Annotated in this window: 15 protein-coding genes, 10 pseudogenes and 1 riboswitch; of the genes and pseudogenes, 9 read left to right on the top strand and 16 right to left on the bottom strand. The window is 60.0% G+C overall.

The features are described from left to right. Nucleotides 1-7: 7 nt before the first annotated feature. The 8 genes and pseudogenes from ACZZZP_RS03645 to ACZZZP_RS03610 all read right to left on the bottom strand — a co-directional run bounded on the left by ACZZZP_RS03645 (nucleotide 8) and on the right by ACZZZP_RS03610 (nucleotide 5440). Complete coding sequence (locus tag ACZZZP_RS03645) at nucleotides 8-574, bottom strand: response regulator (RefSeq protein ID WP_463536273.1); 567 nt, start codon at nucleotides 572-574, stop codon at nucleotides 8-10. 5 nt (nucleotides 575-579) lie between these two features. Next, nucleotides 580-1317 (bottom strand): ATP-binding protein, encoded by a 738-nt coding sequence (locus ACZZZP_RS03640; RefSeq protein ID WP_463536272.1) that lies wholly within the window; start codon nucleotides 1315-1317, stop codon nucleotides 580-582. 10 nt (nucleotides 1318-1327) lie between these two features. Beyond that, a complete protein-coding gene (locus tag ACZZZP_RS03635) occupies nucleotides 1328-1759 on the bottom strand; it encodes a sensor histidine kinase (protein WP_463536931.1) in 432 nt (143 codons plus the stop codon). 120 nt (nucleotides 1760-1879) lie between these two features. After that, nucleotides 1880-2149, bottom strand: a pseudogene (locus ACZZZP_RS03630) (PAS domain-containing protein); the annotation flags it as partial. A gap of 152 nt (nucleotides 2150-2301) precedes the next feature. Beyond that, nucleotides 2302-2529, bottom strand: a complete 228-nt coding sequence (locus ACZZZP_RS03625; protein ID WP_463536271.1) for a PAS domain S-box protein — start codon at nucleotides 2527-2529, stop codon at nucleotides 2302-2304. A 244-nt stretch (nucleotides 2530-2773) separates the two neighbouring features. Next, complete coding sequence (locus tag ACZZZP_RS03620) at nucleotides 2774-3364, bottom strand: CHASE domain-containing protein (RefSeq protein ID WP_463536270.1); 591 nt, start codon at nucleotides 3362-3364, stop codon at nucleotides 2774-2776. A gap of 561 nt (nucleotides 3365-3925) precedes the next feature. Then, nucleotides 3926-4695 (bottom strand): annotated as a pseudogene (locus ACZZZP_RS03615) (OmpA family protein). A gap of 105 nt (nucleotides 4696-4800) precedes the next feature. After that, nucleotides 4801-5440 (bottom strand): annotated as a pseudogene (locus ACZZZP_RS03610) (MBL fold metallo-hydrolase). Nucleotides 5441-5931: 491 nt separating this feature from the next. Here ACZZZP_RS03610 and ACZZZP_RS03605 point away from each other — a divergent pair. Continuing rightward, nucleotides 5932-6033, top strand: coding sequence for a type II toxin-antitoxin system MqsR family toxin (locus ACZZZP_RS03605; RefSeq protein WP_463536269.1), 102 nt, complete (start codon nucleotides 5932-5934; stop codon nucleotides 6031-6033). A 30-nt stretch (nucleotides 6034-6063) separates the two neighbouring features. Beyond that, nucleotides 6064-6536: pseudogene (locus ACZZZP_RS03600) on the top strand (type II TA system antitoxin MqsA family protein). Between the two features lie 290 nt (nucleotides 6537-6826). On the opposite strand, the gene ACZZZP_RS03595 reads toward ACZZZP_RS03600, so the two are convergent. Next, the gene (locus tag ACZZZP_RS03595) at nucleotides 6827-7357 is read right to left on the bottom strand and encodes an AraC family transcriptional regulator ligand-binding domain-containing protein (protein WP_463536930.1); all 531 of its coding nucleotides are present in this window, start codon (nucleotides 7355-7357) and stop codon (nucleotides 6827-6829) included. 461 nt (nucleotides 7358-7818) lie between these two features. Here ACZZZP_RS03595 and ACZZZP_RS03590 point away from each other — a divergent pair. Next, nucleotides 7819-8838, top strand: a pseudogene (locus tag ACZZZP_RS03590) (metal-dependent hydrolase). A gap of 44 nt (nucleotides 8839-8882) precedes the next feature. Here the strand turns inward: ACZZZP_RS03590 and ACZZZP_RS03585 are convergent. Continuing rightward, nucleotides 8883-9832 (bottom strand): annotated as a pseudogene (locus ACZZZP_RS03585) (alpha/beta fold hydrolase). A gap of 69 nt (nucleotides 9833-9901) precedes the next feature. Further along, nucleotides 9902-10575 (bottom strand): annotated as a pseudogene (locus ACZZZP_RS03580) (TetR/AcrR family transcriptional regulator). Between the two features lie 103 nt (nucleotides 10576-10678). Between ACZZZP_RS03580 and ACZZZP_RS03575 the strand changes: the two are divergent. Beyond that, nucleotides 10679-11521: pseudogene (locus ACZZZP_RS03575) on the top strand (hypothetical protein). A 101-nt stretch (nucleotides 11522-11622) separates the two neighbouring features. On the opposite strand, the pseudogene ACZZZP_RS03570 reads toward ACZZZP_RS03575, so the two are convergent. The 4 genes and pseudogenes from ACZZZP_RS03570 to ACZZZP_RS03555 all read right to left on the bottom strand — a co-directional run bounded on the left by ACZZZP_RS03570 (nucleotide 11623) and on the right by ACZZZP_RS03555 (nucleotide 20018). After that, nucleotides 11623-14374: pseudogene (locus tag ACZZZP_RS03570) on the bottom strand (LuxR C-terminal-related transcriptional regulator). Between the two features lie 400 nt (nucleotides 14375-14774). Continuing rightward, entirely contained in the window at nucleotides 14775-16145 is a 1371-nt protein-coding gene (locus ACZZZP_RS03565; RefSeq protein WP_463381827.1) for a DUF1329 domain-containing protein, read from the bottom strand. Nucleotides 16146-16177: 32 nt separating this feature from the next. Continuing rightward, nucleotides 16178-18016, bottom strand: a complete 1839-nt coding sequence (locus ACZZZP_RS03560; protein ID WP_463536268.1) for a DUF1302 domain-containing protein — start codon at nucleotides 18014-18016, stop codon at nucleotides 16178-16180. Between the two features lie 319 nt (nucleotides 18017-18335). Further along, nucleotides 18336-20018, bottom strand: coding sequence for a fatty acid--CoA ligase (locus ACZZZP_RS03555; RefSeq protein WP_463381825.1), 1683 nt, complete (start codon nucleotides 20016-20018; stop codon nucleotides 18336-18338). Nucleotides 20019-20294: 276 nt separating this feature from the next. On the opposite strand from ACZZZP_RS03555, the gene ACZZZP_RS03550 reads away from it, so the two are divergent. Further along, nucleotides 20295-21470, top strand: a complete 1176-nt coding sequence (locus ACZZZP_RS03550; protein WP_463381824.1) for a thiolase family protein — start codon at nucleotides 20295-20297, stop codon at nucleotides 21468-21470. 153 nt (nucleotides 21471-21623) lie between these two features. Here ACZZZP_RS03550 and ACZZZP_RS03545 read toward each other — a convergent pair whose 3' ends face one another. Further along, nucleotides 21624-22256 (bottom strand): LysE family translocator, encoded by a 633-nt coding sequence (locus ACZZZP_RS03545; protein WP_463381823.1) that lies wholly within the window; start codon nucleotides 22254-22256, stop codon nucleotides 21624-21626. A 70-nt stretch (nucleotides 22257-22326) separates the two neighbouring features. On the opposite strand from ACZZZP_RS03545, the gene ACZZZP_RS03540 reads away from it, so the two are divergent. The 4 genes and pseudogenes from ACZZZP_RS03540 (at nucleotide 22327) to ACZZZP_RS03525 (ending at nucleotide 25749) form a co-directional block, all read left to right on the top strand. Continuing rightward, nucleotides 22327-23292: a 2-hydroxyacid dehydrogenase gene (locus ACZZZP_RS03540; RefSeq protein WP_463381822.1), complete on the top strand. Its 966-nt coding sequence runs from the start codon at nucleotides 22327-22329 to the stop codon at nucleotides 23290-23292. A gap of 40 nt (nucleotides 23293-23332) precedes the next feature. Next, nucleotides 23333-24331 carry a methyltransferase gene (locus ACZZZP_RS03535; RefSeq protein ID WP_463381821.1) on the top strand — a complete coding sequence of 333 codons (999 nt, stop codon included), beginning with the start codon at nucleotides 23333-23335 and terminating at the stop codon, nucleotides 24329-24331. A 36-nt stretch (nucleotides 24332-24367) separates the two neighbouring features. After that, nucleotides 24368-24501: riboswitch (yybP-ykoY riboswitch) on the top strand. 86 nt (nucleotides 24502-24587) lie between these two features. Continuing rightward, nucleotides 24588-25173: pseudogene (locus ACZZZP_RS03530) on the top strand (TMEM165/GDT1 family protein). A 132-nt stretch (nucleotides 25174-25305) separates the two neighbouring features. Next, nucleotides 25306-25749, top strand: a complete 444-nt coding sequence (locus ACZZZP_RS03525) for a ketosteroid isomerase-related protein (protein ID WP_463536267.1) — start codon at nucleotides 25306-25308, stop codon at nucleotides 25747-25749. Nucleotides 25750-25775 lie beyond the last annotated feature (26 nt).

Genomic DNA, 25775 nt, shown 5'->3' with positions numbered 1-25775 from the left:
TGGGCCGTCAGAGCAATGATCGGCACCGTGCAGCCTTTTCCTGCTTCAGCAGACGAGTGGCGGTATAGCCATCCATGTTGGGCATCGCCATGTCCATCAGAATCAGGTCAAACGCTTGTTCCGCAAATGCGGCCAGCGCCTCGAAGCCATCTCGGGCCGTACTGACTTCCAACCCCAGCTCATCCAGCAAGGCGCTCATCGCATAAATGTTGCGCACATCATCGTCTACCAACAGCACCCGCTGGCCTTGCAGCGGGTTGATTTCCGGCACCACAACCTCAGGCTGTGGCTCACGCACACTGGACAAAAATCCTTGCACCGCCAGGCTCAGCGCTTGCAGGTCCTGACCGTTTTTTTGCACCACCACCGCCGAATAACGACGCAGGCGTTGCAGGCTTTGCTGGGTCACATCCACGCCGGTGTTCACGACCACCCGTGTATTGCTGAGAGGACGCTGGCGCGACATGAGTTCAATCAAATCAAAACCGTCCTGGTCGGGTAGATCCAGGTCAACCACCACCGCCGCAAACTCGTCTTCCTGATAGGCATCACGCGCCTGCGCCGCGGTCTCCACCGCCGTTACCGAAAAGCCAAGGTGGCTGAGGTGCTCGCGTAGTACTCGCGTTCCGGCGCGACGTCCTCTACCAACAATAGGCGGTTATGTTCGTCGTGCTCGTGGCGAGCCAAATCTGTGAAGACTTTCTCGAGATCGGCGCGGGCGATCGGCTTGACCAGGTAGCACGAGCCGGTGTCGTGCCAGTCGTCCGGCTGCGGCACGCAGGAAATAATGTGCACCGGCAAACCACGATGCTGTGGGCTCGCACGCAAGCTGCGGTAAATCTGCCAGCCGCTGATGTCGGGCATCAGGATGTCGAGAATCACAGCGGCAAATTGCTCGCGCTCCAACAGGCCGAGCGCTTGAGCACCGCTGCGGCAATGCACGCAGGCAAATCCATGGGCCTGCGCCTCGTCGGCGATCAGATTGGCGAAATCCCCGGTCATCCTCGACCACCAGCAACGTCCGGACCTTGCCCCACCCGTGTGCGCCACGGCGCTAACTTGCGGTAGCCCGACCGTGCCTTGCACCACAGTGACGGGCAGCTGCACAGTGAACACGGAGCCTTGGCCCGGCGCGCTGTCCAACTGCACGGTGCCTTCCAGCACCTCAACCAGTTGCCGGGTAATCGCCAGGCCCAAACCTGTGCCGCCAAACGCCCGGCTGGTGGAGCCGTCTATTTGCTGGAAGGCTTGGAACACGCGCTGATGCTGGTCGGCCGCAATGCCGATACCGGTGTCGCGCACCACGATCTTGAGCATTTCGCGGCCGTCATCCGCAGGGGGCGCAACCGGAGTCACTTCGCACCTCGCCGCGCTCGGCAAATTTCAACGCGTTGGAAAGCAGGTTGCGCAAAATTTGTTGCAGGCGACCACGGTCGCTGTACACCACCCGTGGAACCTGGGGGTCGACGCGCGTGATCAGGCGCAAGCCCTTGAGTTCCGCCATGGGGCGCAAGCTGGCGTCTAGCTCCTGCATCAGGTCGTGAACATTCATGTTCTCCATCTTCAACTGCACGCGCCCGGCTTCGATGCGAGCCAGGTCGAGCACGTCGTTAATCAACTGCAACAAGTCGCGGCCGGCGCGGTGAATGATGTCCGAGTGTTTGACCTGCTTGTCGTTGAGGTCACCTCCGCCGTTCTGCTTGAGCTGTTCGCTGAGGATCAGGATGCTGTTGAGCGGCGTACGCAGCTCATGGGACATGTTGGCCAGGAACTCGGACTTATAGCGGTTGGCCAAGGCCAATTGTTCGGCCTGCTCACGCAAGCGCGCCTCGGCGGCTTTGCGTTCGCTGATGTCGATGATTACTGCCTGCACCAGCACGTCTTCGCCGCTGCGCAACGGCGACAGGCCAACTTCCAGCGGAATCAACTCGCCATCCCGATGCCGGCCGAACAGCTCGCGGTTGTTGCCCATTTGCCGAGGCTCGGGTGAACGCAGGTAGCTCTGACGCGCTTAACGCAATTCCTGCAACGACTCGGGCAGCAGCACTTTTTCCACCGGCTGGCCCAGCAGGTCTGTGCGTGGGTAGCCGAACAGCTGCTCGGTCTGCCGATTGGCCATGGCGATCCGCCCTTGGCTGTCGACCAGCACAATGGCGTTGGGCGACGCCTCGACCACCAAACGGAAGCGCTCCTCGGCGGCCTTGCGCGCGCTGATGTCGATGATCACCGCCTGCACCAGCACATCAGCCCCCGCTGCGCAGCGGCGAAAGGCCGACCTCTACTGGAATCGAGTGTCCATCTTTAGTGCTGGCCAAACAGATCGTGGTTGCCACCCATTTGCCGGGGTTCCGGGGCTTTCTGAAATTCACGGCGCATTCCAACGTGGGCGTGGCGTAATGATTCGGGCAGCAGCTTTTCTACCGCTGCGCCAACCAGTTCATCGCGCGGATAGCCAAACATCAGCTCGGCCTGCTGGTTGACCATGGCAGTGCGGCCGTTGCTGTCGACCAACACAATGGCGTTGGGCACGCCTCGACCACCAGGCGAAACCGCTCTTCACGCTCGCGCAATCCGGCACTCATGATTTCGCTATTGGCCAGCGCTCGCTCGCGCAGCAACAGATAGCCGCCCACCATCAGCCCCAGTAGCACCGACGACAACAGCCCAACCCACAGGTTGAATTGCAACCGTGGGTTTTCCATCCGTCGCTCGTATTCAGCGGTGCTACTGACCGTAACCTGCCACTCGCGCCCAAACACAGAGAGGCGGCGGGTCAGCTGATACGCCGAACTGCCCTAGGTAACTCGCCCTGGAGCAGCGCCCCGCCGTCGTCAGCGTTGTCGGCCAGCTCGATCTGAAAAAGCTCCAGCGCGACTGCCCAAGATACCCTCAAGCAAGTCGTGCATTTCGGAACGAGCCCGTGACCGCACCAAGGAAGGCTTGCTGGCAGTTCTTCCGGGCTCGTGACCGGCGCGGTGTTGGCGTACACGGGCATGTACAACACGGCACCGATTTGTGGATCTTGATCAGTTTCGGATTTGAGCCGGAGCGGCGCGGGAAAGCACTGCTTCGCCCGTGCGGCGCGCCTGAAAAACCGCCTGCGGCGTACTTCCTCGGACAGCACGTCGAAACCCAGGCCGCGGCGGTTCCGCCAGTCGAGCGGGCTGATGTAGTCGGCAATCAGGTATTCATCGACGCTCGCCGGCGGGAAATACGGAAGTCTTTTCATCCATAGTCCAAGCTCCCCTTCGATAAACGCCGACAGTTCGGCAGCGGGCAGCAAGTAGCGGGCCCGTGCAACGGCCACCGACATACCGACAATAACGGTCTTGGAGTTGCAATTGGTCGGTGGCCGCGCATCCATTCTTCGGCGCTACCCGCATCGCTGCCAGCCAGTAACCCGACCAGTGCCGCGGCGCGCACCATTTCATAGGCGTGCATGCGTTCGAGAATGCTTTGCTGCACATCGTCCACAGCAATGCTGGGGCGTTATTCCTGCTCGCGCCGGTTGTTGGCCTGCAGCTCGTCACTGCCACACCACCAGCGCGCCAAGTCCCCGCCCATGTGAGTCCCAGCGCTGCCAAAAAGGCAGCCAAGCGGCGGCGCGAATGTGAACCCAGGGTTTTCGTCCATGTAAGCTCCTGATCCTTCGCCAGCGTCCCCTACCCCTTTGGTTAAGCAGACCCGGCTGAGACCAATGGCCCAATCGGGCCATTGGGCTGAAAGTTCTAGGTCAGAAATTTCGAGCGCGGCGCTTTGCCACTAAAAGATCAGCGAGCGGATATCGAGCGCAATCGCAAAGTAGGTTCGACCTGCCATCTCTATGCTGGCCATGAAGCTCGGCGCTTTTTGCCTTCGCGTGGACAGCTCAAGCTCGCACAAAAAAAGGCCTCCACGTGGGAGGCCTGGGCTCAGCGCCTAGCGCTTATTGCGGATGGCTGCTCGGTACTGCTGAGTGGTTTGTTGAGCAATACGGCTGCTGCTGGTACTGCTGAGGTTGCTGTTGGTATTGTCGAGGCTGCTGCACCGCTTGCGGCAGCGGTTTCAGGTTGACCTCCACACGGCGGTTCTGAGCGCGGCCATCGGCCGTGTCGTTGGTGGCAATCGGCTGGTCTGGGCCGTTACCGCGAGTGGACAACCGCGAGCCGTCTACACCTTGCGAGGTCAGGTAATTGGCCACGCTGGCGGCCCGGCGCTGAGACAAATCCATGTTGTGCTGGCGGTTGCCGGTGCTGTCGGTGTAGCCGACAATTTCAAGGTGGTGTTCTGGTTGTACTGCTTGAAGGAGCTGGCGAGGTTGTTCAGCGGCGTATAGAAGTTGCTGGCGATGTCTGACGAGTCGGTGGCAAAGGTGATGTTGCCGGGCATGATCAGCTTGATCTGGTCGCCTTCACGCTGCACCTGCACGCCGGTGCCTTGCATGCTGCGGCGTAGTTCGGCTTCCTGCTTGTCCGCGTAATAGCCATAACCCGCGCCCGCTGCGCCGGCCACGGCGGCGCCGATCAGCGCGCCTTTGCCACGGTTGTCATGATTGATCAACGCACCAGCAGCGGCACCCGCCAGCGCTCCGATACCGCCATATTTCGCGGTGTTGTTGGAGCTTTGGGGTTGATTGTCATACGGATTTTGCGAGGCACAGCCAGCCAACAGCGCGACGGCAGTAGCGGCAATGATCAGGCGACCGAAAGTAAACATGGGGGCGTACTCCTAAAACGCGGTCCACCCCGCTGGGCGGACCACCGTTGGAGCATAAAGTTAGCTGAAAATTCCGTGGCGCCGAGGGCCTAAGCCGAAGCGGCGTCAGGCGCGAATGCAAGGGTTCTCGCGCATCTCATCACCGAGGCGTGTATCGCGGCGCCGTGACCGGTCACCACCGTGGCGTCTTCATCCAGCGTATACAGCCGCTGCTTGATCGAGCGCTCAATCGTCGGGTAGTCGCCGCCCCACAAATCGGTGCGCGGCCAATGCCCCGGCGAAACAGCGTATCGCCGGCAATCAGCAGCTTGGCCTCAGGAAACCAGAAACTCATCGACCCCGGCGTATGGCCTGGCGTATGCAGCGCCACCCCGCAACCACACGCCAGCTCCTCATCGTCGCGCAGCCACTGGTCCGGCGCCGGCACCGGCGTATACGGCACGCCAAACATGCGGCACTGCATCTCCAGGTTGTCCCACAGAAAGCCGTCCTCCTCGTGCAAGTGCAGCGTGGCGCCGGTTTTCTCCTTCATCTGGCCCGAAGCCAGAAAATGATCGAGATGGGCGTGGGTATGGATGATGCTCACCACCTTCAACCCATGGGCCTCTAGCCGCGCCATGATCAGATCCGGATTGCCACCCGGGTCGACGACGATGGCTTTCTTGGTCACCGGGTCGCCAATGATCGTGCAGTTGCACTGCAACGGGCCGACGGGGAAGGTTTCGCGGATCAGGGTGGGGTTCATGACAGCTCCTTCGAATAATCGGTGCCATTCTCGGTTTCGGTTCCGCGCGCTTCAAGAGCTAGTTGAACAACCGACACCCATCGCTCGCGCAGGGCCACGAAGCGCCCAATGAAGGATGGAATGCACCAATACCTCGCCGTTAGCTCCCGGTTTAGAGCGCTCGCGAAATTTCCTTCAAACAATGCGGCTCCTTCTCGATTCCCCTTTTCGTGGCTTCACGCGTTACTGGCCCGCGGCTTAGAGGCCTCGGCGACACAGAAACGAGTAGGCGACGGATTATTAACCTACTTGCCAAATAACACCAAGAAGGTTAATTTGAAATGGAGAAACGGACTCCCCCATTCGCTCGCTCGCTCAGGTGAGTTGTTGGTTTCGCAAGGCAAGGTTCGCACGACTCAGGCGGCTCGAATTGGCGCCAGTGAATTAGGTTTGGAATTGAGTGATGTGTTGGCTGGTGATGGCACTAAAGGCCAATGAATTTCTGAAAAAGCATGACGACGCACGCCGACCACCGTATCTGGCAAGACGTCTACTGCCTGAGCACCTGCATGGGTGCTGGGTATTTGAAGCGACGATTTCCGACGATCTGCTGATCGTCTCGTTCAAGGAGTTATGAACATGAAATGTCCCGTTTGTCGGTGCTGCGCACCTTGTGCGTGACACGCGACCTGCCGTATACCTACAAAGGTGAAACCACCGTTATTACCGGCGTCACTGGTGACTTTTGTCCGGCGTGCAACGAGTCGGTGCTCGACCTCAACGAGTCGGATCGCGTGATGAGCGCGATGCGTACGTTCTCCAGACAGATCAACGCGACGATCGTCGACCCAACGTTCATCGCCCAAGTCCGGAAAAACTCGCCCTGGACCAACGCGAAGCCGCAGAGATTTTCGGCGGCGGTGTAAATGCATTCTCCCGCTACGAAACCGGCAAAACCAAACCGCCGCTGGCGCTGGTGGAATTGTTCCGGCTGCTGGACTCGCACCCCGAACTGCTCAACGAAATTCGAACGGCCTTAGCCTTCCCCGACAATCAGCTCGGCAATTTCCCCGTCCCACTTCTTAAACGCCCGACGGAGTATTCGACGCATCACTAAACCCCAGCAGGTACGCAATTTCAGGCTACAGCGGCAACTGCGTGGTGCTGAGGTATTGCCCAGGGCCAGGCGTTTGCGGTACGTCGTCTGAGCGTTAATCTTCGCTGATAACTCGTGCCCATCGCCGACAAAATGCCGGCGCAAGCTGCGGGCCACTGGTGTGCGGGCTTTGGCGGCGCTGCCGGAGGTCGGGAAAGTCGCCCGGAACATGCCAGCAGCAGGCGGCGAACGCGGGTGAGCAAGGCATGTCTTGAACATCGAAGTGTGGCGAGCAGCGCTTCGCACTGTTGCTAACAATGTGCACAGTCGCCGGGTTGACGAAGCAGCGGGACGTTGCAGGTAATGTTGCGGGATGCTGATGCAGTGATAGGCCTGGTCGAAAATCTGCACGCGCACGCCAAACACTTCGTTGAGTAACGCGCGGCATGCTGCGGCGCCGGGTAGGCGAAACCCACCTCACGATACCGTGCATTTTTTTCCCCAAGCAAAAACTGCGCAATGCTGGTGCGACAGAACCAGCAAACCTTCGGCGACGAAGCGACTGAGTGCGCCAAGCAGGCTTGCCTCGCTGGCGCGCAGTTCCACACGTTCAAACGCTTCTGCAACCGTTCCAGCTCATAGGCCAGGCCCAGTACGCGGTAGTACTTGGCAGGCGCGAATTGAATAGCTTTATCGAGCGTGGCGCTGGACAGCACGGCGTAGCCGAGAATGCCGTGGGTGGATACGTTCAGGCGCTGGCCTGCAGCAGCAAGCCCAACGCCGGTTCTTTGGCATAGCGTGAGCGCAGCGCTGGCGAGCGGTGTTGAAGTCGATAAACGGATAGGCGCCCGTTAGGCGATTCATCAATTGCGGCTTTATTCGGGCGGCGCGCAGCGAGGTCATCACCCGGCACGCCAAGCTCGGCACACAGGTCAGATCAAAGCGCTAGCGTAGGCGATGGACACGCAGCTCGGCAGCAAAATTCGTGCGACTGCTTCATCGTGGCTGAACTTCTTCCTTATTGTTCTTTTTAGCGTCGGGCCGGTGGCCAGAAATGACGCGCAACGCAGGGAATACTCCAGGCGTACCTAGGTGTCACAACCTCACCATCAAAGGATTGGAAATCGGCGCCAGCGAGCAAATGCCTAAGCGCGTTTAATATTACCCCGGTGTAAGCCAAGGTGACACACCCACTGGCCATATATGACCGCCACATTAGCGGCTATCCCAACCTTTGCGAGGGTTGAAGGCGCGGCCGTGGTGCCAACCATGGTTAAAGCTGTAAACGACTCGAGAGTCAGCAATGGTCAGCACCACGCCCGAAGGTTTGCAAATTCGTCCGCGCCATCTGGATTTCGACTTTGCCGAATCCACTGCCTCGGCACTGGCACAGCGGCGATGCATTCAAGACCCACCTGTTCGACGCCATGTCCGGTGTTGTTCCCTGGATGGCGAGCGCTTCTTTATCGATTCGGTGCGTCACTACCGCGACCAGATCGCCGACCCGGTATTGAAGGAACAGATTCTGAGCTTTATCGGCCAGGAAGGTCACCACAAGCCAAGAGGCACTTGGAATACAGCAACCGCCTTCGCGACCTGGGCTACAACATCACGCGAATAGAGAAACGCGCCCAGGCCCGAATCCGCTATACGCAGAAGAAATTCTCACCGCAGCGCCAGCTGGCTGCGACCGCCGCGCTGGAGCACAATCACCGCGATCATGGCCGACGGTTTGCTGCGAGAGCCGCGCCATTTGCAAGGCGCGCACCCGGAGCTGATTCGTCTTTGGCGCTGGCACGCGCTGGAAGAAACCGAGCACAAAGCGAGTCGCCTTCGATGTCTACAACCAAGTGTGCGGCAGCCGCAAGTTGCGGCGGGCGATGATGATGGGCACGTTCTTTTTCGTGTTCGACACGTTCTGAGGCATAACCCACATGCTCTAGCAAGGCATTTCATTGCTGTGGAACCTGGCGTGTGTGGCGCGACGGCATCCAGTGGATGTGGGGCAAAAACGGCTGGCTTCCGGCCGTTGATCAAAACCTACCTCGATTTCTTTAAAGATGGCTTCCATCCTGTGCGCAGCTCAACAACATTGATCTGCTGCACAGCACGCGCGATGAGTTTGATGTGCCGGTGGCGCAGACGGCTTGAGCAGTTTGAAGTTGATACCCGAAGAGCCCTTGCTGGGCCCCTTTATTTTTGGCGGCTTCATGAGCTTGGCGTCGCCTGCCCTCATTCCCAACCCCTCTCCCGTAAACGGGAGAGGGAGCTTGATCGGTGTTTGTCACCGCAACGAACTATCTGCCCCTCGCCCGTTTACTGAGATGGGGCTGGTGAGGGCAACCTTGCAAACGACGATAGCCCCGCTCACCCCTGCAAAAACCGCAACGCATCCGCCGCGCTCTGCTCCGGAATTTCTTCCATCGAAGATATGCCCCACGCCGGGATAGGTTTTCACCTGAATACCCGGCAAATCGCGCTGCCACAGCGGCACATGTTTCGGCGAAATCCAGCGGTCACGGTCGCCCCACATCAGCAGCGTTGGCGTGGTATCTATGCGACGCGCGCCGGAGTGCCGTGCAGTTCTTCGCGGTTCACGTTCAGCAGCACGCGGAAGATATCCATCATTGCCCGACGGTTGCCTGGGCGGCGGCTGAGGTCGTAGTAACGATCGACCACGCCGGGCTTGATGCGGCCCAGGTGTTCCCCGTACACCTTCCTTGATGCCCTGGGCAAACAGCGCGCGCGGCATCCACATCGGCATGGCCCAGGTAGCACCGGGCAAAGCGGCGGCGGCGATCATCAGCGGCACTTTGCGCATGTGGTAGCCGGCCGGGTCGATCAGGTATCAATTTCTCCACCCGTTGCGGCTGCGCCAGGGCGAAGTTCCAGGCGATGTAGCCGCCCAGTGAGTTGCCAGCGATCACCGCTTTGTTCACGCCTAAGAGGTCGAGCAGCAAACCGAACACCTTCACCATGCGCTCAGCGTTGTACTGGCCGTCACGCGCAGGGCCGGTTAGACCGAAGCCGGGCACGTCAAACCGAATGATGCGGTACTGATCGGCGAAAGCGCTGATCCAACCGTCCCAGGTATGCAGCGACGCAACCACGCCGTGAATCAGCACCAGCGCCGGTTTATCGCGCGTGCCTTCGTCGCGGTAGTGAACACTGAAGCCATCCAGCTCCACGAATCTCGGAGCCGCTGTCCGGCATTGGCGTAACGCGCTTTTCAAACGGTCCAGCGGCAAGGCGCCAAAGCCCAAACGGGCGAAACCCACCGCCAGCGGCGGCGAAAAATTCAGGCTGGAAGCAGACATGCGAAGACCTCGACAAGCTTGTTATAGGTCGTCGCATCAAAGCATGGCCGTTTGCGCCTGGCGCCCAACCTAGGTTGTAACGGGGCACAGCGCGGCGATCAACAGGTCGCCCAGCACCGTCTTTGCGTGTTCGATTTCTACCCGCGTGGCCGAGCGGCCGAGCAATTCCAAAGAGCTGGTTTCAAGCGCCCAGATCAGCGCGCGGTAGGTCAGCGGATCGCGACGATTGCCGTCGTGCTCCAGGCGCTCGACCAACAAAGCGGTCATTTCCACGTGGGCGCGCTGCCGATGACGGGCCAGAGGCGAGTCTGCTCGCAGCGCCTCTTCCTGCATCAGGCGAATGATCGGCCCCACGGCCGAGTGGTAGTCGAAGAAACAACCGACCATATTGCGCAGCCAATCTTGCGGGCTGCCGGCGCCTTTTGCATGTCGCGAAAGCGCGCCAACAGCAGCACCACGGCGGTTTGATAAATGCCCTCGAGCACATCCATTTTGTTGTCGAAGTATTTGTAGAAGGTCCGGCGCGACACGTTCGCCGCTGCGAGCAGGTCGTTCACGGTGGTCTCGCTCAAGCCTTTACGCGCGAACACCGGAATGGCCGTGAGCTGGATGTTGATGCGCTGCAAGTGCCCAACCAGCGGCCCGTCTGCCACTTCACCTTGTTGGCGTGCCACAGCGCCGTAGCCGCCGAGGTCTTCGAACACCGCCAACACGGCGCCTTGCACGGCCTTTTCCGCTTCCATCGCACGTTCTCCTAAAACCAACCCTCAGCCCGGTGACGGCGCCAAGCGGGCTGGGTACTCTTGCACCCATTCTTATAAGAACCGCTGCCGGAACGCATACGCCATGAAGCTATCACGCCGCCTGTTCTGGCCGCTGGCCATCCTTTTGCTGGTAATCACGCGCACGCTGCCGGCTGCGGAGCTGTTTTATCTCGGCGAAAAAATTCCCGACATCCAGAAACCGTGGAGCAGCCGCGACTATCACCAACTGGTCGAAGCGCTGCAAAAACTCGACAGCAGCCAAGCCAACGCCCTGCCCCGGCGCAGCGGCGAATTCACCGGGCCGATCTACCAGCGCATGGTCAGCGAAGAAAATTTCCGCGCGCAGCTGAACATTTACGCGCCGCTGGAACTGCGTCAGAACGAGGCGCGCGAGCTGCTGTTCCAGCTAAAAGAATTGATGCGGCTGTACTTTGATTTCCACGCCGTGCAGCAGCCCTACGGCGCCGAGGCGCTGGGTTTGATGACTGGCTTCGCTGCGCCAGCAAGCGGTGCTGTTTACCTTGACGACCGAGTTCTGGATGACCCTCTCGCAGCCCGAGCAAAGCAACCCGGTGCGCCTGCAAGGGCTGCAAGACACCAAAGAGGCCGCTGCCATGCTCACCTCCAGCGCCCTCGATTACCTGGGTCTGACCAAGCAATTCGGCCGCGAAGATTTGGCCTTGTATGCCGCCGAGATCAGCAAACAACTGCTTGAGCTGTTCGTGCACCTCAACGTCCAGGTGCGACCGCAACTGCTGGCGCGCATTGACGAGTTGGCGCAAGCATCCCTACAGCGAAGTGCGCAACAGCATGAACGACCTGTTGCCGGTGCTAGTGGCGATTCAAACGGATGTGGAAAATCAGCTGGCGATGCCGGCGCCGCAGAAGCCGGCGGCGAAGAAAGCTCGATCTGACGGCGCCGTGATCATCTGGGTCTAAAAAACTCGAGGCTAAAGCCTCTCCTACAGGTCCGCGCAGGTTGTGGGGAGCGGCTTCAGCCGCGAGCTGTTGATCAGGTCGAAGCACTTAGCGCAGCACGCCAATCGCCTTGGCCCGCGCCACCGCTTGCGTGCGCCGCTCGACCTGCGCTTGCTGTTGATATGCCGCGCGTGGGTTTTTACGGTGTGCAGTGAGATAAACAGCTGCTCGCTGATCTCCTGATTGGAGCAACCTTTGGCGATCAGCTTGAGCACCGACAGCTCACGACTGCTTAGCGCTTCGGCCTGCACGCTGCTATCGATGGCTTCAAACACCTCGCCCTCTTCCAGGGCCGGCAACAACCCGGGCAGCCGCTCAGCGCAACGGGCAACCGGGACGGGGTAGCAGTTGTTCACGCAGCCACTGGGGGTGTTGCTGAGCAGTTCGTTAAAGGGCAGCAGCCCGCCGCCAATCGCCGACTCCATGCTGCTGAACAGTTGCTGCTGGGCTTCGCGCTCGCGCCCTTGGTCAAGCAACAGCAGCGTCAGTTGAACCTGGGCAAAGCCGCCCATGAGCTGACCGCCCACGCCTTGCGCTCGTGCAATCAACGAGCGCAACCGCCGCTCGGCATCGGCCGTGCGTCCTTGCAAGCGTTCCAATACCGCCTGCTGCATTTCGATGTGCAGCGGCAGTTGCGGGTTGTATTCCGGCGCGGCGGCGGCCTGTTCGCCGCTGTAGGTGGTGGCCAGGCGATACAGCCAGTCGCTGGCCAATTCAGTCTGGCCACGCATCAGCCACAACTCGCACTTCACCACAGTAATCATGGCCAGGTAGTAGATCGCTGGCACGTCCCAGATATGCATCAAGCGCTCGGCTTCGGCGAGCTGGGCGAACGCTTCGTTCAAGCGGCCGCTGCGGCCCTCGATGGTGGCGAGCACGCAATGGCCGATCAGCACGCTCGTGTCGCGGCACGCGCGCGGACCTCGCTGAGGCCGGCCAACAAACGCGCCCGCCCGGCTTCAGGGTCGAGGCGCGAAGGTGAGCAGGTAACCCTCATACAAGGTCAGGCGCGCGCGTACCGCATACAGACGCTGCGACGAAAGCCCGCGCAAACAATCCAGGCCGTGGCGCACCTCTTCCTGGGCGCGCAACACTTCGCCACGGGCTTGCAGCACACGGGCGCGGTCGTAATAAGCCAGTGCTTCGAACAGCGGATTGCCGTAGCGCTGCGCCAGCTCTAATGCATCGCGGTTCAAGCCACGGGCGCGCCACAAGTCGTTGCGGGTGATGGCCAAGTTGGCCAGGGTCGACAGGCACATTAGGCGCTGGCCGCAGCGCTCCTGCGGCAGCGCCGAGAGCGCTTCGCTGCAATACGCTTCGGCCAGTGTGCTGTCGCCACGACCGCGAGCAATCACGCCGCTAAGCGCCAGCCACTGGCCAATCATGGACCGTTGCGCGCGCGCGTTGGCCGCCGGCAAGAAACGCGACAACTGGCTGGCCAAGTCTTCAGCCGCATCGAGCTGACAGGCCAGCGCCAACGCCCAGGCGTACAACACAATCAGCCGCGGCGAACTGCCGAGCAGGCTTTCGGGCAAGTCCATTTTCCAGCGCAGCAACATCGCCACGTTCTGTTCACCGAGCAACTGCTCCTCGGACAAATTTTGCACAAGACTGGCGGCCACATCCGGCTGCCCGGCCCGCAGCGCCTGCTCGATGGCCTCGTCCAGCAAGCCTTGCCCGCTGAACCAGCGACACGCGCGCAAGTGCAGCTTCGCTGCTGGCTGGCTCAGGGAGACCGGCAAGCGGGCGCGCAGTAAATCGGAAAACAAATGGTGATAGCGAAACCAACGCCCGTGCTCATCCAACGGCACCAGGAACACCTGATGCGCTTGCAGGTGTTGAAGAATGGTGGCGCTGTCATGCGCCATCGCGCACCGCGTCGCACAGCTCAACGCAAAAGCGCTCAAGGAACGCGGTTTCGTAGAGAAATTCCTGCACGTCGGCGCCCTGGCTTTCGATCACTTCTTCGAGCAAGTAATCACGAATCAGGCCATCGGCACCGTCCAGCAGGTGGCCCCAATTCTGCGTATCGCCGCCTTCGCTGGCGGCCAACATCCACAAACGCAGCCCGCCACCCCAGCCTTCGCTGCGCTGCAACAGGTTGTCCAAGGCCTCGCCTTGCAGATTCACGCCCTGGCTTTCCAGCAATTGGCTGGACTCGCCGAGCGTCGAGGCGCAGGTCCTGCTCTTGCAGTTCCAACAGTTGGCGCGACAAGCGCAAGCGGGCTAGATGCCAATTCGGACGCTGGCGGCTGGTGACCAACAGCAGCAGCCCGGCAGGCAAATGGTTGAGGAAAAATTGCAGGCAACGGTCCAAAACTGGGCCTTGGGCCAGGTGGTAATCGTCGAGTACCAATAACAGCGGGTTGGCTGGGTCGAGGCGCTTAGTCAGGTCGTCGAGCAGGCCGTCGAGCCACTCTTCAAAAGCGAACGGCTGATGGCGCTGGCGCAACTTGAGCAGCCCCAGCGCCTCCTCGCCCAAACCGGGAAAGCAGCGCTGCGGCCCAAGTACCAAGCGCTCCAGAAAGCGGCCGGGGTCGCTGTCCATCTGGCTGAGGCCCAGCCACAAGGTTTGCCATCGGCTGGGCAGACGCTCGCAGAACTCAATGGCCAACGAGCTTTTGCCAAACCCCGCCGGCGCCGTCAGCAGCAGCAAACGGCCCGACAAACCGCTGATCAGGCGCTCACACAAACGGGGACGGGTGATATAGCCAGCCGGCAGCGGCGGACGGAAGAACCGCCCTTCTCCACCGGCGATGGTAGGAAAAGCCAAACCTTGGGAACTAGAAAGATCGGTCATCGGCGGTTTCTTGTTATGGGGCCTGTAGACGTCATGGCGGGCAATGCATCGGCGCTTTGCAGCCTAGCCCCTTGAGGCGTGCTTTTGAAGTATTGCCGGTGAACTTGCGTGAAAATGCTAAAAAAGCTGTAGATCAAACGCATCGAGGCTAAAGCCTCTCCTACAAAAACTCGGTCCCTGTAGGAGAGGCTTTAGCCTCGATGCTTTTGCTTTTCGACCGCGACGAAAATCGAGATCGAGCGAGCTAAGGCGAGGCAAGGCGCCCCGCAGCTTTAGCGCGCAGCGTACTGCAGTACGTGAGCATCTAAAGCGAGGACGCAACGCCGCATCGCCGACGCGCAGCCGATCGCTCAGCCATAAAAAAACCGGCCAGGAGGCCGGTTCTTTTATGGCGCTACGCTTACCGAACGCCGGACTGGCGCAGGGCTGCTGGCGTGTAATCCGACTCAGAGGCTTTGAAGTCGAAGTCGTACGCTTGTTTCTCTTCGTTCTTCATACCCAGAGCGATGTAACGGCCAGACAACAGGTCGTACAGGGTTTCCAGGGTGTACCACGGCACTTGCTTGTCGTAGTAGTACTCGGCATGTGCTTCGGCTACGCGCCACAGGGTGCCACGACCGTCGTAGTGGTCGCCCTCGGATACCTGCCAGGTATCTTCGTCGAGGTAGAAGTCACGTTTGGCGTAGATGTGGCGCTCGCCGGCTTTCAGCGTGCCGACTACGTGCCATACGCGGTGCAGCTCGTAACGGGTCAGGTCCTGGTTGATGTGACCGGCCTTGATGATGTCGGCGTACTTGAGGTTCGGCGAATCGAGGCGGTAGTTGTTGTACGGAATGTAGATCTCTTTCTTGCCTTCCAGCTTCCAGTCGTAACGGTCTGGTGCGCCGTTGTACATGTCGAAGTTGTCCGAGGTACGCAGGCCGTCAGCGGCGGTACCTGGACCGTCATACGACACTTGCGGAGCGCGGCGAACACGACGCTGACCGGCGTTGTAGATCCACGCCAGGCGCGGCTCTTTAACCTGGTCGAGGGTTTCGTGCACCAGCAATACGTTACCGGCCAGACGCGACGGCGCGGTTACCTGTTGCTTGAAGTAGAACAGGATGTTGCTTGGCTTGCTGGCGTCGTAGTCGGTCAGGTTGGCGCGGAAGGTGAACTGATCCTGGAAGTACACCAGCGAGTAGGAACCGTTGGCCTGAGGCGTGGCCTGGGTTACCAGACGACGCAGGCTACCGCCGCGATAACGGGTGATCTGGTTCCAGATCGCTTCGGCACCGTCCTTCGGAATCGGGAACGGGTACGCAGTGGTGAAGTTCTCCAGGCCGTTGCCGCCCTGAACCAGCTTGGTGTTAACGGCGTTTTTCTTCGCCGCTTCCTGCACGTCAGCCGGAACGGTAGCGGTACGGTGCGTGGTGTACACCGGAATCTTGTAGGTTTCCGGGTAGCGTTTGAACATCGCGTACTGGCCAGGGGTGAGCTTGGCTTTGTACTGCTCAACGTTTTGCGCGGTGATGGTGAACAGCGGCTTTTCACTGGCGAACGGGTCGCTGATAAAGCCTTTGTCATCTACGGTGCCGGCATTCTTTGGCAAACCGCCAGTCCAGGCCGGAATAGTGCCGTCAGCATTGCCGGCCATTTCCGCGCCCAGCGGCGTCAGGGTAGTACCGAGCTTGGCAGCTTCTTCGGCCGAAACAGCGGCCATTACGCTAGTAGCCAACATCGACAGCGCCAGTGCAGCGCCGGTGTTGAGCAGACTCTTTGTTATTTTCATAGTCATCGTCTTCCTCAAAGTTCTTTGTCTGCTTAGAAGTTCACGCCGAAGCTGAGCGCGGCGAAGTCGCGGTCTGCCAAGGTGTTGTAATCGCCACCGAAGAAGTTTGTATACGACAGGCTGGCCGTGTAGGTGTTTTGGTAGTCAGCATCGACACCCAGGCTCACTGCTTTAGCGCCTTCGTTGAAAAGGCCGTTAGCGCCGTAACCATTTACGTCATGCGACCAAGCGACGTTTGGCTTGAGATTGATGCCGGCGAAAACGCTGTTGTAATCCCAGATAGCGCGAGCTCGGTAGCCCCACGAGGTAGCGGTCGCAAAACCGTCGTTTTCGCAGTATTTGGATACGTTTTTGGTGTTGCTACCCAGCGTTGCGCGGTTCAGCACGTTACAGGTGTTTTGCCCGCCAGTAGCGGCGAGTGGGCCTGGACCGTAGCTTGGATCGCGACCGTAGCGGATGTCGGAATTGCTCTCCAGACCACCAATGTGGCTCACACCTACCTCACCCACCAGGGTGAATCGCTCGGCGCCCATCACCTGATCAAAGAAGTGGGTGAACGTGGTTTGGAACTGGGTGATTTCCTTGCGTTTATAACCGTGCAAGTCCTCGCCAATGCCACCGCTCAACGTAGAGGCGTTAGCGTAAGCGCCGCCCAGCAGTTTCACACCGCCGTACAGAATGTCTGTGGAGTTGATCTGCACCGGAGCATTTGGCCGGTAGCTCAGTTCACCACTCCACGCTGTGCCTTCAGGCAATGTGGTAGAGAAGCTCAAGCCATACAGGCGGATATCTTCCGGGTACTCCATAAAGTAGGACGAGTTGCCCGCGATAATTAATGGCGCCAGGCTCGCGCCCAATGCGCCCGCGCCAGCGTAGGTCGCAGCGCTCGGAGCAGTAGCACTAAAAACCGGTGCGCGGCTGTGGTAGTTCATGAAGTACGCGCCGAACTCAGTGTTCAGCTCGTCAGCGAAATAGCGGAACGCACCACCCCACTGGCCGCTGTCGCGTGCATCACGGTCACCGGAGCGTTTAACAATTACGCCTTCATCAGGGTCGCCCCAATTCACCCCACGCGCGGCTAGGCCCGCCAGGGCGCCGTTCGCTGTTGCGTTGGCGAGGCCCACTGAGCCGCCACCGGCAATAACTTGGTTGAACGCGGCTGTACGCACGCCTTCACGAGTACGCAGAACTGCCAAGTTGCTATCGCAGCCATCTGAAACGATGTCAGGTTGTGCGAAGAACGTGCCGCAGTTGTCGGTAACGGTCTGGTCCCACTCCAACTGGTAGAAAGCTTCGGCCGACAGGTTTTCGGTCAGGCTCTGCTGCATGAAGAACATATTTACCGGAATCAAACCTTCTTTGATTTCCGCGCCAGGGCGGCGGAAAGCAGAAACGTCAATCGGGTTAACGGCGTTGATGCCGTTTTGGATAAAGGTACTTTCACCCCAGCTCACCACTTGCTTACCTAAACGCACGGAGCCTGGCTGATTGGCGATTTGGTAATTGTGATAGACGAAGGCATCAAGGATCTGGCCGCCAGAAGACTGAGCGCCTTCTTTGCGATTGTTATCCGAGATCTGTTTGAATTCGCGATCTTCGTCTTTTAGCTCAAAGTCGTACCAATATTTGCCACGAACAAATACGCCGGTGTCGCCGTACTTCAGTTCGAGGTCATGAATGCCCTTGAATATCTTCGAGAAGGTTTCGCCCTTCTTGAAGTTAAGGTGCGAATCATCGGAGGTCTGCGACAGACCGTTGCCGCCATTATTCACACCAATCAGGTCCTGATCGGCATCCTGGGTCGACCAGCTCGCGCCTACAGACAGCGACGAGTCGAACGAACCCTCGATTTCGCCAACGTTAAAGGTCACAGCAAAAGCAGGTGTGGCGAGGGTGGTGGCGAGGCTGACGGCCAGTGGCAGTTTTTGCCCGGCGCCAGAACGTTCTTGTTGTTGTCATCGACGCTACTCCATGTTTGTTTTTTTGTTATGGATGGCAGCGACTATAGCCACAAGGTCGTACGCAATGATCCATCTAAAGTGTGATTTGAACGCGCCAAGCACTCTGGAATGCAGGTTTCGGCGGTCTGAGGGTGTGACTGAGGGCGGGATGTGGCGCAAAGCCAGCGCCTGAGGGGCCAAGCGCTTGCTCGGGAGGCGGGCCGCACGCTGTGTGTGCGGCCCGATACAGTCAAACGGTGGACAAAAATGCGCTGCCGGCTTCCTGCCATTGGGCGATATCCAGCCGGATACGTTTCTTGTCCAGCTTGCCGACGCTGGTTTTGGGAATTTCGGTAACAAGCGCAATTTGCGACGGGATCGCCCACTTGCTCAGCAGCCCTTGTTCCACGAATGGCTTGAGGTGTTCCTTCAGGCTTTTCGCGTCCAGCGTATGACCGTCGCGCGCAACTAGCAGCGCAAAAGGGCGCTCGCCCCACTGCGGGTCGGGAATTCCCACCACCGCTACTTCGCGCACGCCGGGGTGACGGCTGACGAGGTCTTCCAGCTCCAGCGAGGAAATCCATTCGCCGCCGGTTTTGATTACATCTTTGATACGGTCGCGAATGTCGATAAAGCCCATGTTGTCGAGCGTGGCCACGTCGCCGGTGTGCAGCCAGCCGCCTTCCCACAACTCTTCGCTTTTCTGCGGTTCCAGGTAGTAACCCTGGGTTAGCCATGGCGCGCGCAGCACCAGCTCGCCTTGCGACTCGCCGTCGGCGGGCAGGAAGTTGCCGTCGGCGTCGATGACGGCCGCTTCCACCAATGGCACCGGCACGCCGGCTTTGATTTTGTAGGTGGTGCGTTCGTCTTCGCTGCCGGCCAGCAGCTCGTCGTTCATGTGGGCGCAGGAAATCATCGGGCAGGTTTCGGACATGCCGTAAGCAGCGGTCAGGTGAATGCCCCGCGCCTTCGCCGCTTCATACAGCGAGCGGTTCAGCGAGCTGCCGCCGATGATGATTTTCCAGCCTTTGAAATCCACGTCTTGTGCGGCTTTAGCGTTCATCACCATTTGCAGAATGGTCGGCACGCAGTGGGAGAAGGTGACCTTCTCTTTCTTCCACAAACCCACCAAGAGTTCGGGGTCGTAACGGCCCGGATACACCTGTTTGATCCCGAGCATGGTCGCCACATACGGCACGCCCCAGGCGTGGACGTGGAACATCGGGGTGATGGGCATGTACACGTCGTCGTTGGCCATCAGCCGTGGCGTGTGCACCGCGCCCATCATGCTGGCCATGCCCATGGTGTGCAGCACCAGCTGTCGATGGGTGAAGTACACGCCCTTGGGGTTGCCGGTGGTGCCGGTCGTATAAAAGGTGGTGGCGACCGAGTTTTCATCGAAGTCGGGGAAGTCGTACTGCGCGCTGGCGGCTTGCAGCAGTGCTTCGTACTCGCCGACCAGACCGGGCAGATCGGCCGTTTTGTCAGCGCCGTCGGTGAGCAAGATGTTTTTTTCAACCGTGGTCAGGGCGCCGGCGATGCCTTGGTAAATCGGCAGGAACTCGCTGTTGACCAGCACGAAGCGGTCGTCGGCGTGATTCATGGTGTAGAGAATTTGCTCGGGAGACAGGCGGATATTGATGGTGTGCAGCACGGCGCCGATCATCGGTACCGCGAACATGCATTCCAGGTAACGGTGGCTGTCCCAATCCATCACGGCCACGGTGTCACCGGCTTTCACGCCGGCATTGGTGAGCACGTTGGCCAGACGGGCGACGCGCTCGTTGAAGGTGAGGTAGCTGTAACGCACCAGGTCGCGGTAAACGATTTCCCGGGTTTTCTCGTAGCGACTGCCCGACAGCAGCAAGCGTTTAATCAGCAGCGGCGCTTGGTACGCATTGTCGGCGGGTTGGATTACGCGGGTTTGCAGCATGGAAAACACCTATGCACACGGCCTAATGGAGTGAAACACCTGCGCCGGACCTGGCGATATCGCCCCTGGTCTTGGGGCCAGCGAGCACGGTCGCGACGTTTCACGTTTTCTTGTATGGCGCACTCTAGAGCCGCTGCGCTAGGCATAAATCAGTCAAAAGAATGATTTCCACGTGACTCTTTGGCCACTTTTAGTCACGAGGGTAGAATCGGCTCCATCGGCCAGTCTCCGACGGCCACACCAGACGTTTCACCAGAACAAGAGAGAGCAGCTCACATGTCAGACATCGTTATCGTCAGTGGCGCCCGCACCCCAATGGGTGGTTTCCAGGGCTGCCTGTCCAGCGTTCCGGCCGTCGACCTCGGCGCCCTGGCCATTCGTGAAGCGGTGCAACGCGCCGGCATCGAAGCCGCCGATGTGCAGGAAGTGATCATGGGCTGCGTATTGCCCGCCGGCCTCAAGCAAGGCCCGGCGCGCCAAGCCTCGCTGAATGCCGGCCTGCCCGCCGCCACCGGTTGCACCACCATCAATAAGCTCTGCGGCTCCGGCATGAAAGCCGTGATGCTCGCCCACGACCTGCTCAAAGCGGGCACCAACACCGTGATGGTGGCGGGCGGCATGGAGAGCATGTCGAACGCGCCCTACATCTTGGAAAAAGCCCGCTCCGGCCTGCGCATGGGCCACGGTGAGGTGAAAGACCACATGTTTCTCGACGGCCTGGAAGACGCCCGCACTGGTCGCTTGATGGGCTCGTTCGCTCAGGAAACCGCCGACAAATACGGCATCGGTCGCGAAGAGATGGACGCCTACGCCATCGAGTCGCTCAAGCGCGCGCAGAAAGCCATTGCCGACGGCTCGCTGGCCGCCGAAATCGTGCCGGTCACCGTTACCAGCCGAAAAGGCGAGGTCGTGGTGAAGGATGACGAGCAGCCGCTGAACGCCAATCTGGAAAAAATTCCCGGCCTGAAACCGGCGTTCCGCAAAGACGGCACCATCACCGCCGCCAACGCCAGCTCGATTTCCGACGGTGCCAGCGCGCTGGTGCTGATGACAGCCGAAGAGGCTGCGCGTCGTGGTTTGAAGCCGCTGGCAAAAATCGTCGGTCACGCCACCCAGAGCCAAGACCCCAGCGAATTCACCATCGCGCCCATCGGCGCCATGAGCAATCTGTTCGCCAAAACCGGCTGGAACAAAGACGACGTCGACCTGTTTGAAATCAACGAAGCGTTTGCCATGGTGACCATGCTCGCCATGCGCGAACACGGTCTGGACCACGCCAAGGTCAACGTCTACGGCGGCGCCTGCGCCCAGGGCCACCCGGTGGGTTCGACGGGCTCGCGCATCATCCTCACGCTGATCAACGCGCTGAAAAACACCGGCGGCAAACGCGGTGTGGCGTCGCTGTGCATTGGTGGTGGCGAGGCGACTGCGGTGGCGGTTGAGCTGTTGTAACGCTTCGCCAGAAATGAAAAAGCCCGGCTCTGATGCCTGGCTTTTTTTACGCATTACTATTGTGGGAGCGGCTTTAGCCGCGATGCTTTTCAGGTCAAGGGCATCGCGGCTAATCGGAATGGCGCCCAGCCGCTCCTACAGGGCTTTTGATCATTACGGCATCCGCGCCAACGCCACCTTCACCCCCAACCCCACCAACACCACGCCCATCGCCCGATCAAACCAGTGCCCCATGCGCGAAAACCCGGCGCGCACACGCTCCTGGCTAAACAACCACGCCACCATGCAAAACCACGTAGCCGTCGCGGCGGCCAGGTAAACGCCGTAGCCCGCCTGCACCAGCAACGGCGTGTGCGGGTTAATGACCACGGTAAACAGCGAGAGGAAAAACAGCGTGGCTTTGGGGTTCAAACCATTGGTGACAAAGCCGCTGACAAACGCACTGCGGGCGCTGCGCTGGACCGGTTCAACGGCTTGCTGTTGCTCGTCGCCGGGCTTCGCCGGCTGCGCGCGAAGGGCCTTGATGCCGATGTAAATCAGGTACGCCGCAGCCAGCCATTTCAGCGCACTGAACAGCACAATCGATTGCGACACGATCAGCCCGATGCCCAGCAGCGAATAGGTAACGTGCAGAAAGATTGCACAGCCCACACCGAGTGCGGTCCAGGTGCCGGCGCGTCGCCCATTGGCCACGCTTTCGCGCACCACCACGGCGAAATCCGGGCCGGGGCTGGCCACTGCCAACAGGTGAATCAGGGCAACGGTTAGAAACTCCGTCCAGTACATAAGTGGCGCTCCGCAGTCTGTTAGGCTGGCCACGATACGCCCTCCCCCGACCGCAAAAAAGGTACAGCTGATGACCAGCCGCAGCCGCGCCGTGTTTCTCGATCACGACTCCCTCGACCTCGGCGACCTCGACTTCGCCCCACTGCGCGCCGCCTTCGGCGAGCTGACGCTGCATGCCAGCAGCACGCCCGAGCAAGTGGCCGAACGCGTGCAAAACGCCGAGGTGGTGATCACGAATAAAGTTCCTCTCAGCGCTGAAACGTTCGCCGCTTGCCCGGCGCTGAAATTGGTGTTGGTGGCCGCCACCGGCACCAACAATGTCGACCTCGCTGCCGCCCGTGAACACGGCGTGGTGGTGTGCAACTGCCAGGGTTACGGCACGCCTTCAGTGGCGCAACACACCTTGATGTTGCTGCTGGCCTTAGCGACCCGTTTGCCCGATTACCAACAGGCGATTCGAGAAGGCAAATGGCAGCAGGCCAAGCAGTTTTGTTTGCTGGATTTCCCCATCGTCGAACTGGAAGGTAAAACCCTCGGCCTGCTTGGTCATGGCGAATTGGGCAGCGCGGTGGCGAAGCTGGCCGAGGCGTTTGGCATGCGCGTGTTGCTGGGGCAATTGCCGGGACGGCCGCCCCGTGAAAATCGCCTGCCGCTGGAGCAATTGCTGCCGCAAGTCGACGCATTGACCCTGCACTGCCCGCTCAACGAACACACCCGCAACCTGATAGACGCACCGCAGCTGGCGCTGATGAAACCCAGCGCATTTTTGCTGAACACCGCCCGTGGTGGCCTGGTCAATGAACAAGCATTGGCTGATGCATTGCGCCGGGGTCATCTCGGCGGCGCGGCCACGGATGTGCTGAGCCAGGAACCGCCGAGCGCTGGCAATCCGTTGCTGGCGAACGACATTCCACGGCTGATCGTCACGCCCCACAGCGCGTGGGGAAGCCGCGAAGCGCGCCAGCGCATCGTTGGCCAACTGAGCGAAAACGCCGAGGCATTTTTCCTCGGTGCGCCGAAACGACAGGTCGGCTAAGCTGCCCCGCTTTTTGCCGCCCCCATCCAAGGAGACGCCCATGGACCCGCGAAGCGAAGTGCTGCTGCGTCAGCCCGAACTGTTCACCGGTAACGTGCTGTTGGCGGGTTTGCCGGCTGACGGTTTACTCGGCGAACTGCCTGCTGCACATGGCTGGAGCTGGCATGCCGGCGACCACAACAACCTGAGCGAGCGCTTCGCCCAGCGCTGCCATTTCGGCGTGGCGCCGAGCGATCAGCCCTTTGATGCCGCCGTGGTGTTTCTGCCCAAGTCTCGCGAACTGACCGATTACCTGCTGACGGTGTTGGCGTCGCGCCTGGCCGGTCGCCAGTTGTTTTTGGTGGGTGAAAAACGCGCCGGGATCGAGCGTGCGGCCAAGCAACTGCAACCCTTCGGCAGCCCACGCAAACTCGACAGCGCGCGGCACTGTCAGCTGTGGCAAGTGACGGTGGAAAACGCACCGGCCGCACCGGATTTGAATGCCCTGGCGCAGCGCTACGAGCTGGAGCTGGATGACGGCCCGCTGACCATCCTCAGCTTGCCGGGCGTATTCAGTCACGGCCGTTTGGATCGCGGCACCGCACTGTTTCTGCAGCACCTAGACAAGCTGCCGAGCGGGCACATGCTCGACTTCGGTTGCGGCGCTGGCGTGGTGGGCGCGGTGCTGAAACGGCGTTATCCAGAGAGTTCGGTCACGCTGCTGGATGTCGATGCGTTCGCGGCGGCCAGCAGTCGCTTAACGCTGGCGGCCAATGGCCTTGAGGCGGATGTGATCACCGGCGATGGCATCGATGCCGCGCCGAAAAACCTGATGGCCATTCTGACCAATCCCCCTTTCCACGAAGGCGTGCACACCCATTACCGCGCCACGGAAGAGCTGTTGCGCAAGGCGGTAAAACACCTGGAGCACAAAGGTGAACTGCGCCTGGTGGCCAACAGTTTTCTGAAATATCCGCCGCTCATCGAACAGCATCTGGGCCCGTGCGCCACGCTGGGGGAAGGTCAGGGTTTTCGCGTTTACCGAGCCAAACGGCATTAACTTTGGCTTGCCGCTTACAGCTTCCTCGGGCAGAATCCGCTCCGTCCTAGGGGAGTAGTCTCCCGCAAGCACTGCAATTGCCAGCGCTTCGCCCGGCACGCGTCAACATACTTGCTCCTCAGAGCATGGCGCGTGCGACCCAAGGTCCGCCTAGACGGACCCAGGGGTTTGACAAGACCTATGACACGTAACTCCTTACCCGGGGCGGGAAGAAGTACGTGTCATAGCCGTGTCTACCCGCCCCTGAGGAAGCCTGATGCTTGATTCCCTTCTCGTTCCAACCGGTTATTGTCGCCTTGGCTGAAATTGGCGACAAAACCCAGCTGCTCGCCCTGATTTTGGCGGCGCGGTTCCGTAAACCCTGGCCGATCATTGCCGGCATTGTTGTGGCTACCCTCGCCAACCATGCGGCCGCCGGCGCGGTGGGCGCTTGGGTCAGCGGATTTTTCTCCGATGTGGTTCTGCACTGGATTCTCGCCGTGAGCTTTGCCGCGACCGCGTTGTGGACCCTGGTGCCGGACAAAATCGATGACGACGAAACGACTACGGCCCGTAGCTTTGGCCCATTCCTCACGACTCTGATTGCGTTCTTTCTCGCTGAAATCGGCGATAAAACGCAGATCGCCACCGTCATGCTCGCCGCGCAATATCCCGAGCTGTGGTTGGTGATCATTGGCACAACCGTGGGCATGTTGCTGGCGAACGTGCCGGTGGTATTGGCCGGCAATTTCGCTGCCGACAAACTTCCACTCACCTTGATTCGACGCCTGGCCGCTGGCGCGTTTTTCATCCTCGCAGGCATCGCGATTTACCGAGCACTGCAAGCGAGCGGCATGGCTTAACCCGCACCACTATCTGACGCCAGGTTACTGGCGTTTCGGCCAATGCCGATTCACAGCGGCGCCAGGCAGAGTCCGCTAGGCTTGCTTCTGGTTAAAGGAAGCCCTTCTAGCCCAACTCTGCCGAGCGCCGCTATGTCATTGGATGATATGAAAAGGCTGGTCCGCCACCACATCGACCTGTCATGGAATAAAGGTCGAATCGCCCTCGCTGAACAACTGCACAGCAAAAGCTTTATCTACAAAAGTTCGTTCGTTGGCCGCCCGCTCGACAGCGAAGCCTTTGGGCAGATGGTCGTCGACATCCGCAGCGCCATGCCCGATTTGGTTGTAGTGGTCGAGGAAATGCTGGCCGAAGGCAACAAGGTGTTCACCTGGAGCACCCTGATCGGCACGCTGGAAAAACCCACCCTCGGTTATCCCGCCAGTGACAAAGTGCTGAGCATTTCGGCCATGGCCTGCTGGACGCTGACCTGCGGCGGTGAAATCGAAGAGCTGTGCACCATCTTCGACATGGAAAGCTTCCGCTCACAGCTGGGTTTGGTGACCTGGCCGTTCGCCGAAGTAGCGTTGCCCTGAACCAATACAAAAAACCTGTGGGAGCG

It is taken from the genome of Pseudomonas sp. AC211, assembly GCF_979258055.1.
Note: the sequence above shows the minus strand (reverse complement) of the source record. Positions and strands in the feature narration are given on the sequence as shown.

Excerpts from the sequence above, each read along its gene's own strand:
- ACZZZP_RS03620 (WP_463536270.1), bottom strand. The coding sequence starts at position 3,364 with ATGGATGCGCGGCCACCGACCAATTGCAACTCCAAGACCGTTATTGTC.
- ACZZZP_RS03555 (WP_463381825.1), bottom strand. The coding sequence starts at position 20,018 with ATGCTGCAAACCCGCGTAATCCAACCCGCCGACAATGCGTACCAAGCG.
- ACZZZP_RS03550 (WP_463381824.1), top strand. The coding sequence starts at position 20,295 with ATGTCAGACATCGTTATCGTCAGTGGCGCCCGCACCCCAATGGGTGGT.
- ACZZZP_RS03525 (WP_463536267.1), top strand. The coding sequence starts at position 25,306 with ATGTCATTGGATGATATGAAAAGGCTGGTCCGCCACCACATCGACCTG.
- ACZZZP_RS03605 (WP_463536269.1), top strand. The coding sequence starts at position 5,932 with ATGACGACGCACGCCGACCACCGTATCTGGCAAGACGTCTACTGCCTG.
- ACZZZP_RS03565 (WP_463381827.1), bottom strand. The coding sequence starts at position 16,145 with ATGAAAATAACAAAGAGTCTGCTCAACACCGGCGCTGCACTGGCGCTG.
- ACZZZP_RS03640 (WP_463536272.1), bottom strand. The coding sequence starts at position 1,317 with ATGCTCAAGATCGTGGTGCGCGACACCGGTATCGGCATTGCGGCCGAC.
- ACZZZP_RS03545 (WP_463381823.1), bottom strand. The coding sequence starts at position 22,256 with ATGTACTGGACGGAGTTTCTAACCGTTGCCCTGATTCACCTGTTGGCA.
- ACZZZP_RS03535 (WP_463381821.1), top strand. The coding sequence starts at position 23,333 with ATGGACCCGCGAAGCGAAGTGCTGCTGCGTCAGCCCGAACTGTTCACC.
- ACZZZP_RS03635 (WP_463536931.1), bottom strand. The coding sequence starts at position 1,759 with ATGTCCCATGAGCTGCGTACGCCGCTCAACAGCATCCTGATCCTCAGC.
- ACZZZP_RS03540 (WP_463381822.1), top strand. The coding sequence starts at position 22,327 with ATGACCAGCCGCAGCCGCGCCGTGTTTCTCGATCACGACTCCCTCGAC.